Here is a 12,124-nt window from a genome sequence, read left to right on the forward strand (position 1 = left end):
GTTTCAACTCAAGCTTCTGCCCGCGTTCCTGTAGAGCCACTACAGCTTGGAACCGGTCAAGGTGATTGCGAGCCTCTTCCATCCCGCCTCCGTCTGTGATGAGAACGCAGCCAGCAGGCAACTCAATCGCCGCTGCTCCTAGGTTCAATTGCACCGACCTGGCTCTGGATCGAAGCGCCGACAAGAGGTCCTCCCCTGCCCTCAGCGGCATGAGCGAGCCATCCTGAACCAGGACCACTGGGCCAGGCCATCGGAGCAGCACCGGCCACACTCCAACCGCTTCACGGTCTTCCGGAAGGGTCTGAAGCATCGAATGCGTCGCGTCTACAACCAAGTTCGGCGGAGGCAATTGGGCGGGCGGCAGGATGAGCGCGATGTGCTCGCGAAGTCTCTGAAGGCCGTCTTCAGCCGGGCGGACATCGCCAATCGCCTCACAGCGGTCGACGACGGCTGTCTTCAGATCGGTCTCTGCCTTGCGCGCCAACTCTTGGACTGCCTCGCGCATATCCGGCGGCATCGGGCCATAGTTGGCGACGACCACCAGCGCTTCCTGATGTGTGGCCGCATAGTCGTGAAGCGCCTTCGAGAAATTGCTCTTGTCGCCATCCCTGTACTGCTTCGCTTCTAGAACGTACAGCACCTTCTTTGAGTCGCGCTCTCTGATCAGGTAGTCCGGTTGAACCGACGAAACCCGACTCTTGCCCAGTAGCTTGATTCCCTCAGGAGCCGGTGTCTTCACTTCCGCGACCAGCTCAAACTCCTCGGGCTCCACGGAGATGGCAGCGATGGGGGTCGCGCTGAAGGAGAACCGCAGTTGTCCCTGCACCGGTTTGAGACGGAAGACCGCATGAGACGGCATGGCGCCTTCGACGGCAGTGACAAGCCAAACCGAATACAGCTGATGCCTGAACTGCCAAAGAGGCAGCGCCAAGAGCTCCTCAAGCACTTGGCCTGGCGGCTGTCGCGGGACGATCGAGGTTCGCTCAGACACCAATCGCGAGACCTCAGCTGCAAGCGCCGCGCGCGCACCAGCTTCGCGAGGCGCGAGATCGTGCAATAGCCAGAGTCTTTGGAGCAGGGACCGCGACATGCGGTCGTACTGCGAAGCGAGAACCCTGTTTAGGGACCAACTCTCAATCGGAGCTCGCTGAGTAGTGCAGACCGCAGGGTCGCTTTTCTCGTCCCGACGAGCGTCCTGCAGGCCATCCCAGCTCGTGTATGGCGACACGCGCCTTGAGAGCTCGACGATGACAGAAACCACTGGACGGAGGGCCTTTGCCAGCGGGTCGCTGGGCCGCCAGGTCGGAAACGGTAGCGCATCGTCGAAGGGCCAGAAGCGGTAGTCCGGATCCGTCGCGCCGGGCCGATACCCGAACCACCGGCGAGCAGCCGCTGACGAGGGGGGCCCTTTCGTCTTGTAGCTAATGCCGTCGAGCGTCACCGCGCTCCCTGCCCGCCCCCAATCCTCTTGCCGGATGCCGTGCGACGCTGCGAGCGCGTTCTCCAATGCTGGGCTCAGCCCAAACAACTCGTTGTCGCTCGTCGATATGGTCTCAAGCGATGCAAGCAATCGCTGGAAAGCCTCGATCGCCTTCTTGAAGTGGTTCGCGTCGAATCGCAGCTTTCCCAGGTCGCCTGCTTGGAAGTCGAACTCGACGAGCACTTCACCATTGCTCGTATAGACCCCGTGGCGCTCGAACATCTGAAGCACATCCGACACCATGCTGCTCCAGGGCTGCAAGGCCGACAGCAACGCCACCAAGAACCGTGTCGGCGACACTGTGTCAAGCTGCCTCTCCAGTTGGAGATCCCCGTCTAGTTCGAGCTCCGCCACTAGCGCTTGAAGGAGCTCGGCGTCATAGGTCTCAGGTAGCAGCCCGCCCTGCCGCTGAAACATGTTCCATAGGTCCACTGAGGTACGCACAGGCGAGCTAGCCGGCTTCTTCATCGCTTCCTCCTAGCATGCAGAGCACGTAACGCCGAGTCTCCATCCAACGCCGACTTCCAACCAGCTGTTGCATCGAGCTCTATCAGCACGATTGATGGTGTGCCGAAACGCAGCGCGAGGGACCCGGCTGCCTAACCCTGCCGCGCTAGACCTTTGTCAAGCCCGACCAGGTACGGCCAGCGGACTCTGTTACCAGCACGGAATACGTCTTCCCCGTACGTGCCGCTGCAGCTTTGGCCTTCTCGATGACCTGCGCCCTCGTCAGCTGCCCCGAGTAGTCGTATTCCGCGTCGGGCAGGTGGTAGGTGGTGCCGTCGTCCGACGTGATGGTCCGCTTGAAACCCTCGAGCTGCATGAAGCCGTGCAGAGCCTCATAGTTCTTCCAGTCCGCGTTGTGCAGGACTACGCGCGTAGTGAATTGAGCCATGGTGCTGTACTCCTAAGAAGTGAGTTGGTTGTGAGTGCCGCTTCAGATGAGCGGCAACGACTTGGCGGTGAATGCGTCTCGGGCAAGGTGAGCCAGGTACGCGGCCCCGAGGGCAAGGCCCGCGACCCGAGCAAATCGGTCCCACCCGTCATCGGGTTGCCAGTCATAGAGTCCATACATCCCCCACCCCAGCAAGCCAACCACGGCCCAGCTATGGAAGAACTTGCGATGGTTGGGGTGCAACGCCGGCTCAAGAAGGTCGGGCAGTGATGGAAAGCAGGCCGCGGTGATGCCCATCGCCACTGGCGCTGCCGTTAGCGGGCGACCGTCGCGACCTTCGACGAGCGCAGCGGCCACCGAAACCGCTACGAGGTTGAACGCCCTGTGCTCATTCGCGCATGCCATGCTTTTTCTCCTCTTTGTTCAGCGTCTTAGCCAATCACACGAGCGGAGGACCGCACGGAGCCGCCCAAACCCTGCATGTCCACGGCCACATGCCAGTTCCCGGAGTGCGGCACCTGGAGACGCACGAGAGACTGCTTGGCCAACCCACCGTAGAAGCGGTGCTGCCCGCCGTTGCGATAGCTGGAGAAGTTCGTGCTGTCCATCAGGCGGACATTGGCAGCGTTGCCGGCCAGCGAGACCTCAACGACGGCCCCTTGCGCTCGGAAGCCGAGATCGTGGTGAACAAACTGCATTTCCTTGCCCTTTCAGCGTTCTGGTCAGCTCCGCTGAGGCCGACCTGCGTTACACATGCGGTCATAGTACATAATCATTTTGATTATCACAACGCTGTTTTTTTATCCAGCACACTGATAACATCCCATGCATGACGACATCGACGGTGAACCGTGACCGCTTGGTGAGCCTTCCGCGGACGCAGCTGGAACGCTTGGCCTACATTGACTTCCGGCTGTACTTCCTCGGTGAACTGCGCAGGGCTGACTTGATAGAACGGTTTGGCACTGGTCCGGCAGGGGCCACGCGAGACATAGCCACCTATCGTGAGGTTGCCCCGGAGAACCTCGCACTCGACCTGGCAGCCAAGCACTACATACCCAACGAGGGCTTCGAGCCGGTGTTCAAACACGCGCCGCTGCGCGTGCTGACCGCCCTCTCCCAAGGGTTTGGGCAGGGTCTGGACAGTGACTCGCTCCCTCTCATTCGTTGCGAATTCCCGGCCGCGCTCAGCCTGCCGAAGGCTGAAGTGCTGGCGCCCATCACCAGGGCAATCCATGGGCAGAAGGCGGTACGCCTGACCTATCACTCCACGACGAGCGGCGAGTCACAGAAGGAACTCGTGCCCCTGAGCTTGGTTGATAGCGGAGTCCGATGGCACGTTCGAGCCTATGACCGAGACAAATCGAAGTTCCACGACTTCGTCCTTACCAGAATGAAGAACGTGACCGTCCTCGACGGCCAGATTCCTCCTGAGCAAAGGCCGGAGAACGACCTTCAATGGAACCGCGTCATCGAGTTGGAGCTGGTCCCGCATCCAAGCTTCGAAAGGCCGGAAGTCGCGCTCATGGACTACGACATGCCCGATGGTGTACTGCGAGTCCGAGCGCGCGCTGCGAACGTTGGATACATGCTTCGCCGCTGGAGCGTCGACTGCTCACCGGACCACAGCCTGAAGGGCAAAGAGTACGCCTTGTGGCTGCGCGACCCCCTGGTGCTATACGGAGCTTCGAACGCAGTCGTTGCGCCAGGCTACAAGCCACCGACCCCAGACAACACGCGCCGGAACGACTGAGGCTGGTCAAGGGCTAGAGCGAAAAAGCTCAAGACACCTTTCTGACAGCCCTACGAACGCGTCCCCTCGCCAGCTCAATAGGTTTTGTGAGTTTTGCCGCGGCCGGCGGCGCTTCCCTAGGCAGCCAGCACAAGAGTCTTTTCTTCAAAACCATGAGCAATCGCGTTCTGGTCGCCCAGGCTCAACGCGGCCAGCACGCCGGCCATGCCGGGGTCGGCCACGCGCTCACGGATGGCCGTGCGCAGACGCTGGCGCGCCGCGTCGATCTCCCACCACGGCGCGGCCTGCAGCCGCTGCGATGCGCGCACGACGCCGCTGGCGCGCAGGCCCTGCTCGAACAGCCACAGCTCCACGTCGAAGCCGCCCGGGTTGGCCAGGCCATGCGCCCGCTTGAGCCGGGCGGTGAAGCGCCAGCGCTCACCGGCCGTGATCGGCGGCGCGTCGTAGGCGAGCAGCATCAGCCGCCTGGGCACTTCGGGTGGCAACGCCGTGCCGGTCGACCCGACCGACTCGACGGCGAACTCGAAGCGCCAGCCCGGCGCGCCGCCCTGGCCGGTGACGGCGATGGGCAGCGAGTCGACCCGGCCGGTCAAGCTCAGGTCGCGCCCTTCCCAGGCCGGGTGCAGCTCGGGCGTCATGCGCCACTGGGCACGCAGCGCCCCCTGCGTGAAGGCCAGCACCGCCACACAGGCGGCGAGCAACACCCAATGCCGGCGCCGCAGCAGGAGCAGCAACCCGAAGGCCAGGGCCAGCGCGGCGTACTCAAGCCCACCGGGCAGTCGCTCGCAACGATGCAGCAGCGCCAGGCCCGCCAGCCAGGCCAGGCCCATCGCCACCAGCTCGCGCACGCCCCATGGCCGCAGTGCCAATGCCCCTCCCTTGTCCCAGGTTGGCGGGACGCGAGGTGTAGCATGCCGCCGTTTTTCTCACGCGCCACCGCGCTTCCCCGAATGAGCTCCTCTGCCATCCAAGCCAAGCTCGCCGAACTCGGCATCACCTTGCCGCCTCTGGCCATCCCGGCCGCCGCCTACCTGCCCTTCACCCGCACGGGCAACCTGCTGTTCCTGTCCGGTCACATCGCCAAGAAGGACGGCAAACCCTGGGTCGGCCAGCTCGGCAAGAACGTCGACACGGCCACCGGCCAGCAGGCGGCGCGCGCCGTGGCCATCGACCTGCTGGGCACGCTGAGTGCCGCGCTCAACGGCGACCTCGGCAAGATCGTCCGCATCGTCAAGGTCATGAGCCTGGTCAACAGCACGCCCGACTACACCGAGCAGCACCTCGTCACCAACGGCTGCTCCGAGCTGCTGGCGGCCGTTCTGGGTGACGCCGGCAAGCATGCCCGCAGCGCGTTCGGCGTGGCGCAGATCCCGCTCGGCGCCTGCGTCGAGATCGAGCTGATCGCGGAAGTCCAGGACTGATGTTCATCCAGCCTTCGAAGCTGCCGGCCCGCGCGCTGGCAGGCATGGCCGTGGCGAGTTTTGCCGCCGTCGGCATCGCGCTGGTCGCGCAGCACCAATTCGGCGTCAAGCCCTGCCCCTGGTGCGTGCTGCAGCGCGGCCTGTTCCTGTTGATCGGCGCGTTCTCGCTGTTGGGCTGGCTGGTGCAGGCCCAGCGCACGCTGCGCCAGGCCGCCCTCGTCGCCGTGCTGCTGCTGTGCGCGGCGGGGCTGACGGCGGCCGTGTTCCAGCACGAGGTGGCGTCGCAGAGCGCCACCTGCGCGATGGGCCTGGCCGACAAGATCGTCACCGCGTTGAACCTGGAGGAGCTGTGGCCCTCGGTGTTCATGATCACGGCCAACTGCGCCGAGGCAGCAGCCTACCGCCTCGTCGGCCTGCCCTACGAGGTGTGGAGCGGCCTGCTGTTCGTGGGCCTGGGCGCGCTCGGGTTGGTCGTCCTAAACCAGCGCCGGTAAGCCCGGCAGCAGCTTGTCCAGCGTGATCGGGTAGTCGCGCACGCGCACCCCGGTCGCGTTGTAGACCGCATTCGCCACCGCGGCGCCCACGCCGCAGATGCCCAGCTCGCCCACACCCTTGGCCTTCATCGGCGACGAGAGCGGGTCGGTCTCGTCCAGGAAGATCACGTCCTGGTGCGGGATGTCGGCATGCACCGGCACCTCGTAGCCGGCCAGGTCGTGGTTGACGAAGAAACCGCGGCGATGGTCCACCTGCAGCTCTTCCATCAGCGCCGCGCCCACGCCCATGGTCATCGCGCCGATGACCTGGCTGCGCGCTGAAGTCGGGTTGATGATGCGGCCCGCCGCGCAGACGGCCAGCATGCGCCGCACGCGGATCTCGCCGGTGAAGGCGTCCACGCCCACCTCGACGAAATGCGCGCCGAAGGTGGATTGCTGGTAGCGCTTGTCGAGGTCGCCGTATTCGATGCCGTCCTCGGCCACCAGGCCTTGCGGCCCGGCCAGTGATGCCAGCGTCACCGCCTTGCCACCGCTGCGCACCTCACCGCCGCTGAACTCGGCGGCCGTGAAGCCGGCCTGCCTTTCCAGCATCTCGCGCAGCTTCATGCAGGCGGCGTAGACGCCCGAGCAGGCATTGTTGGCGCCCCATTGGCCGCCGGAGCCGCAGGACGCCGGGAAGGCCGAGTCACCCAGGCGTACGACGATCTTGTCCAGCGGCAGGCCCATGGTCTCGGCCGCGGTCTGCGCGAGGATGGTGTAGGTGCCGGTGCCGATGTCGGTCATGTCGGTCTCCACCGTCACGCGGCCGTCACCGTCCAGCCGCACGCGGGCCTTGGATTTCATCAAGAGGTTGTTGCGGAAAGCCGCCGCCACGCCCAGACCCACCAGCCACTGGCCCTCGCGCCTTTGCGCCGGCTTGGCCGCGCGCTTGCTCCAGCCGAAGCGCTCGGCGCCGAGCTTCAGGCACTCGGCCAGGCGGCGCTGCGAGAACGGCCGCTGCGGCTTCTCGGGGTCGACCTGCGTGTCGTTGCGCAGCCGGAACTCGATCGGGTCCAGGCCCAGCTTCTCGGCGATCTCGTCGACCGCGATCTCCAGCGCCATCAGCCCCGGCGCTTCACCCGGCGCACGCATCGCGTTGCCTTCGGGCAGGTCCAGCACGGCCAGGCGCATGGCGGTCATGCGGTGCTCGCCAGCGTACAGCAGCCGCGTCTGCGCCACGGCCGTCTCGGGCCCGCCGCCGGGCAGGTCGCCCGACCAGCTCTCGTGCGCGATGGCAGAGATGCGGCCGTCGTGGCCCGCGCCGATGCGGACGCGCTGGATGGTGGCCGGCCGGTGCGTCGTGTTGTTGAACATGAAGGGTCGCGGCAGCGCGATCTTGACGGGCCGGCCCGCGGCCTTGGCGCCCAGCGCCGCGAGCAGCACGTCGGCGCGCAGGAACAGCTTGCCGCCGAAGCCGCCGCCGATGAAGGGGGACTTCACATGCACGTTCTGCTTGGGAATGCCCAGCGTCTTGGCCAGTTCCCCCACGGCCCACTCGATCATCTGGTTGGCCGTCCAGACGGTCAGCTTCTGCCCTTCCCACCAGGCGATGGTGGCGTGCGGCTCCATCATCGCGTGGCCCTGGTCGGGCGTCGTGTAGGTCGCGTCCAGCTGCACCGGTGCCCTGGCGAACGCGGGCTCGAAGTCGCCATGGCGCGTCTGCGCCTTGCCGCCCATGCCGTCGCCCTTTGCCATGGGCGCCTGCGGTTTCTGCTCGGCCAGGTCGAAACGCCCGGGCGCGGATTCGTAGCGGATGCTGACCAGCGCCGCGGCGGCGCGTGCCTGTTCGAAGGTCTCGGCCACGACGACGGCCAGCGCCTGGTGGTAATGCTCGATCTCCGGGCCGCCTAGCAGCTTGGCCGTGTTCATGCGGCCCTTGCCCAGCTTGCCGGCGTTCTTGGCCGTGACGATGGCCAGCACGCCGGGCGCCGCGCGGGCCGCCGTCAGGTCCATGGCCGCGACGCGGCCCTTGGCAATGCCGGCGCCGACGATGAACCCCACCGCCGGCCGGGGGCTGACGTCGTGGTGCTCGTAGGCGTAAGGCGCGGTGCCGGTCGTCTTCAGCGGCCCGTCGATGCGCGGCGTGGCGCGGCCGACGATGCGGCCCTGGTCGATGGGGTTGGTCGTGGCGGGCTTGTCGAATCTCATGCTCAGCCCCTGGCGGATTGAAGGATGCCGGCCAGCGTGCGCTCGGCCAGTGGCAGCTTGAAGGCGTTGTCCGGTGCGGGCGTCGCGCCGGCGAAGGCCTGGCCCATGAAGGCTGCCGCGCCCTTGGCGAGACCGGCCTCGGCCGCCTCCACGCGCCATGGCTTGGCCGCGACGCCGCCAAAGGCCACGCGACCACCGCCGTCAGGCTGCACGATGGCCGCGACCGACACGAGGGCGAAGGCATAGGACGCGCGGTCGCGCACCTTGCGGTAGACATGCACGCCCGCCACCGGCGCCGGCAGCAGCACCGCGGTGATCAGTTCGCCATGCGCCAGCGCATGCTCGACCTGCGGCGTGTTGCCGGGCAGCTTGTGGAAGTCGGCGATGGGGATGCGGCGTTGCTCGCCCGTGGGCGTCACGGTCTCGACCTGCGCGTCCAACACGCGCATCGCGACGGCCATGTCGCTGGGGTGGGTGGCGATGCACGCCGAGCTCGCGCCGATGACGGCCAGCGAACGCGACACGCCGCCGATCGCGCTGCAGCCGCTGCCGGGCTGGCGCTTGTTGCAGGGCTGGGCGGTGTCGTAGAAGTAGGGGCAGCGGGTGCGCTGCAGCAGGTTGCCGGCCGTCGTTGCGCGGTTGCGCAGCTGGCCCGACGCACCGGCCAGCAGCGCGCGCGACAGCACCGGGTAGTCGCGCCGCACGCGGGCGTCGCTGGCGAGGTCACTGTTGCGCACCAGCGCGCCGACACGCAGGCCGCCGTCCTTGCTCTCCTCGATGCGGTCCAGCCCCAGTGGGTTCACGTCGACGAGGTGGGCCGGCGCCTCGATCTGCAGCTTCATCAGGTCCAGCAGGTTGGTGCCGCCGGCGATGAACCTGGCGTCGGGCCGGCGCGCCACGGCGGCGGCGGCTTCGGCCGGCGTGCGGGCGCGTTCGAAGCTGAAGGCTTTCATGCCGCACCTCCCACCTGGGTGATCGCCTCGGCGATGTTGGAGTAGGCGCCGCAGCGGCACAGGTTGCCGCTCATGCGTTCGCGCAACTCCTCGGCGGACAGCAGCGGCTTGGCCGCCAGGTCGGGCGTCACGTGGCTGGGCATGCCGCGCTTGAGCTCGTCCAGCATGCCCACGGCCGAACAGATCTGCCCCGGCGTGCAGTAGCCGCACTGGTAGCCGTCATGCGCGACGAAGGCGGCCTGCAGCGGGTGCATGTGCTGCGGCGTGCCCAGGCCTTCGATGGTGGTCACCTTGGCTCCGGGCGCCATGACGGCCAGCATCAGGCAGCTGTTGATGCGCCGGCCGTCCAGCAGCACCGTGCAGGCGCCGCACTGGCCGTGGTCGCAGCCTTTCTTGGTGCCTGTGAGCTGCAGCCGCTCGCGCAGCAGGTCCAGCAGCGTCGTGCGCGTGTCCACGTCCACCGTGTGCGAGCTGCCGTTGACCTCCAGCGTCACGCGGCTCATCGTGGCGGGCAAGTTGTCTGCGGCCGGCATGGCGGGCTCCCGGTCAGCCGCGTCGGCGGCCGTGATGGTGGCCGTGGCCGCGCTGGCAATCAGCACGTCCCGGCGTGAAAGGCATGCTCGCGAATCGTCCATCGCTGACCCCTGGCTGCGTCCAAGGGGGCAGACTAGGCGGCCGCAAGGCCTCGCGTTTGTCGGACAAGGCGCCGTCAGCGCGACGGACAGCCATCGGCTTACTCACCGAGCACCACGCCCTCGCGGCGCGGGTCGGCGCCACCGACCCAGCCCGCCTTGGTGCGCAGCAGCACCTGCAGGCCGCTGGTCAGGTCGGTCTCGATGATGGCGTGGCCGCGCCCGCGCAGCTCGGCCAGCTGCTCGGCCGTCAGCGCGCCGCGTTCTACGATCAGCGAGCCGCTGTTGAAGTGGCCGAAGTTGGGCAGGTCCACGGCCTGCTGCACCGGCAGGCCCCAGGCCAGCGCACCGGTGATGACCTTGGCGACGTAGTGAATGATGACCGGCCCGCCCGGCGAGCCGGCCACCATGGCAAGCGCCCCTGCCCGGTCGAACACCAGCGTGGGCGCCATGCTGGAGCGCGGCCTTTTCCCCGCCTCCACGCGGTTGGCCACCGGCCGGCCGTCGGCGCCCACCGGGTTCAGCGCGAAGTCGGTCAGCTGGTTGTTCAGCATGAAGCCGCCGGCCAGGCCGGTGCCGCCGTCACTCATGACGCGGTTGCCGAAGGCCGACTCGACGCTGGTGGTCATGGACACCGCATGGCCCTTGGCGTCGACGACGCTGACCTGGCTGGTGCCGGCCTCCAACTGCTCGGCCTGGGGTGCCAAGGCCTGCCTGAGCCTGCCGGGGTCGCCGGCCGTGGCGGGCGCCATCGCCCGCTCGCCGATCAGCGCGCCGCGCTCCTTCAGATAGACGGTGCTGAGCAGGTTCTGCCAGTCGCCGCCCGGCGCGGTGACGAAGCCCGGGTCGCCAATGAACTGCGCGCGGTCGGCAAAGGCCAGCTTGGCGGACTCGGCATAGGCGTGCATCCAGTCGACCGTGATGCCCCGGGCCGCGACGGCGGCGGGCTGGGTGTCGAGCAGGCCGAGGATCTGCATCAGCGTCAGGTGCCCGGACGTGGGCGGGCCGAAGCCGCAGACGCGATAACTGCGCCAGTCATTGCACAGCGGCGCGCGCTGGACGGGCTTGTAGCCGGCCAGGTCGGCGGCCGTCAGCAGCCCCGGCCGCGCATGGCCCTTCACGCGGCGCACGATGTCCTCGGCCACCGGGCCTTCGTAGAAGCCCTGGCGGCCCAGCTTGGCAATGCCGCGCAGCACGGCGGCGTAGGCCGGGTTCTTCAGCACGGTGCCGACGGCCTTGGGGTTGCCGGCCGCGTCGAAGAAGTAAGGCCCGGCCTGCGGGTCATTGCGCAGCGCCGGTTCGGCGGAGACCAGCTCGAACAGCCGCGGGCTGACCGCGAAGCCCTGCTCGGCGAGGCGGATGGCCGGCTCGAACAACCGCGCCCATGGCAGCCTGCCCTGCGCCTGCTGGGCCTCGGCCAGCATGGCCAGCACGCCGGGCGCGCCGGTGGACAGGCCGCTCAGGATGGCGTCGCGCATCGCCAGCGGCCTGCCGTCGGGCTTGAGGAACATGGCCGGCGTGGCCGCGGCGGGGGCCGTCTCGCGGCCGTCCCAGGCTTGCACCTGGCGGCCATCCCAGTGCAGCAGGAAGGCGCCGCCGGCAATGCCGCTGGACTGCGGTTCAATGAGCCCCAGCACAGCCTGCACGGCCACGGCGGCGTCCATGGCCGAGCCACCGGCGCGCAGGATCTCCACGCCGGCCTGCGCGGCCAGCGGGTTGGCCGCCGTCACCGCGAAGCGCTGGGCCGGCGCCGTGAGGCCGGTCGCCTTGGCGGTGCGGGTGGCGGCCTCGGGCTGGTCGAGGGCTTGGGCTGCAGCCAGGCCCAGAGGGCCGGCAAGCACGAGGGCGATGAGGAGGCGGCGCATGGCCGCCATCTTAGGCAGGCGACAGCGGCACCGCGCCACGGCCGCGGCTCAAGGGGTCAGCACTTGCCGGCGGCCTTCAGCAGCGCGTTGCAGGCGGCCGGTGGAGCGGCGGCGGGTGTGCCGCCCTTGGTCATCTGCGTGCACAACGCGCTGGAGTTCGGCGTCTGGCCGAAGGACATGGCCTTCTGGAAGCCGGTGGCCGAGTACATCAGGCAGCTGTATTCCACGCCGTCCCGCGTCCTGACCTTGTAGTCGATGCGCCCGCCGGTGCCCTCGGTCTTGTCGCTGATCGTGAAGTCGCCCACCTGCCGGCCGATGGCCTGCGACGTGGTCTGCGCCAGCCCGTCCTGCGTGATGGTGGCGGCGCAGCCGGCCAGGCTCAGGGCGGCCACGGCGATCAGGCCGGCGGTGGCGAAGTGGTTCGGGAGCGTCATGCGATGGCAC

The 12,124-nt window shown here is 67.8% G+C and carries 13 protein-coding genes; 3 read left to right on the plus strand and 10 right to left on the minus strand.

Annotated elements, in window-relative coordinates; genetic code table 11:
- The 4 genes from AC1D29_RS00005 to AC1D29_RS00020 form a co-directional block, all read right to left on the minus strand.
- Positions 1-1,948, minus strand: a 1,948-nt coding sequence (locus AC1D29_RS00005) for a hypothetical protein (RefSeq protein ID WP_477893486.1), incomplete at its 3' end; no start/stop codon positions are given.
- A 145-nt stretch (positions 1,949-2,093) separates the two neighbouring features.
- A complete protein-coding gene (locus AC1D29_RS00010; RefSeq protein WP_477893488.1) occupies positions 2,094-2,375 on the minus strand; it encodes a hypothetical protein in 282 nt (93 codons plus the stop codon).
- A gap of 42 nt (positions 2,376-2,417) precedes the next feature.
- A complete protein-coding gene (locus AC1D29_RS00015; protein ID WP_477893490.1) occupies positions 2,418-2,780 on the minus strand; it encodes a hypothetical protein in 363 nt (120 codons plus the stop codon).
- Between the two features lie 26 nt (positions 2,781-2,806).
- A complete protein-coding gene (locus AC1D29_RS00020) occupies positions 2,807-3,073 on the minus strand; it encodes a DUF1883 domain-containing protein (protein WP_477893492.1) in 267 nt (88 codons plus the stop codon).
- 131 nt (positions 3,074-3,204) lie between these two features.
- Here AC1D29_RS00020 and AC1D29_RS00025 point away from each other — a divergent pair, with 131 nt between their 5' ends.
- Positions 3,205-4,128: a WYL domain-containing protein gene (locus tag AC1D29_RS00025; protein WP_477893494.1), complete on the plus strand. Its 924-nt coding sequence runs from the start codon at positions 3,205-3,207 to the stop codon at positions 4,126-4,128.
- Positions 4,129-4,244: 116 nt separating this feature from the next.
- Here the strand turns inward: AC1D29_RS00025 and AC1D29_RS00030 are convergent, their stop codons facing one another.
- Positions 4,245-4,997 carry a ComEC/Rec2 family competence protein gene (locus tag AC1D29_RS00030; protein ID WP_477893496.1) on the minus strand — a complete coding sequence of 251 codons (753 nt, stop codon included), beginning with the start codon at positions 4,995-4,997 and terminating at the stop codon, positions 4,245-4,247.
- Between the two features lie 81 nt (positions 4,998-5,078).
- Here AC1D29_RS00030 and AC1D29_RS00035 point away from each other — a divergent pair, with 81 nt between their 5' ends.
- On the plus strand, positions 5,079-5,549 hold the full coding sequence (locus AC1D29_RS00035) for a RidA family protein (protein WP_477893498.1): 471 nt from the start codon (positions 5,079-5,081) through the stop codon (positions 5,547-5,549).
- Positions 5,549-6,043 carry a disulfide bond formation protein B gene (locus AC1D29_RS00040; protein ID WP_477893500.1) on the plus strand — a complete coding sequence of 165 codons (495 nt, stop codon included), beginning with the start codon at positions 5,549-5,551 and terminating at the stop codon, positions 6,041-6,043. The genes AC1D29_RS00035 and AC1D29_RS00040 overlap by 1 nt, the downstream gene beginning before the upstream one ends.
- On the opposite strand, the gene paoC is transcribed toward AC1D29_RS00040, so the two are convergent.
- The 5 genes from paoC to AC1D29_RS00065 all read right to left on the minus strand — a co-directional run bounded on the left by paoC (position 6,026) and on the right by AC1D29_RS00065 (position 12,114).
- Entirely contained in the window at positions 6,026-8,230 is a 2,205-nt protein-coding gene (gene paoC, locus AC1D29_RS00045; RefSeq protein WP_477893502.1) for an aldehyde oxidoreductase molybdenum-binding subunit PaoC, read from the minus strand. The two genes, AC1D29_RS00040 and paoC, sit on opposite strands and share 18 nt — an antisense overlap.
- Before the next feature lie 2 nt (positions 8,231-8,232).
- Positions 8,233-9,183, minus strand: a complete 951-nt coding sequence (locus AC1D29_RS00050) for an FAD binding domain-containing protein (RefSeq protein ID WP_477893504.1) — start codon at positions 9,181-9,183, stop codon at positions 8,233-8,235.
- Positions 9,180-9,818, minus strand: a complete 639-nt coding sequence (paoA, locus tag AC1D29_RS00055) for an aldehyde dehydrogenase iron-sulfur subunit PaoA (protein ID WP_477893506.1) — start codon at positions 9,816-9,818, stop codon at positions 9,180-9,182. The genes AC1D29_RS00050 and paoA overlap by 4 nt, the downstream gene beginning before the upstream one ends.
- A gap of 98 nt (positions 9,819-9,916) precedes the next feature.
- Positions 9,917-11,680, minus strand: a complete 1,764-nt coding sequence (locus AC1D29_RS00060; protein ID WP_477893508.1) for a gamma-glutamyltransferase family protein — start codon at positions 11,678-11,680, stop codon at positions 9,917-9,919.
- Positions 11,681-11,736: 56 nt separating this feature from the next.
- The gene (locus AC1D29_RS00065; RefSeq protein ID WP_477893510.1) at positions 11,737-12,114 is read right to left on the minus strand and encodes a hypothetical protein; all 378 of its coding nucleotides are present in this window, start codon (positions 12,112-12,114) and stop codon (positions 11,737-11,739) included.
- Positions 12,115-12,124 lie beyond the last annotated feature (10 nt).

Source organism: Roseateles sp. P1_C6 (assembly GCF_056406315.1).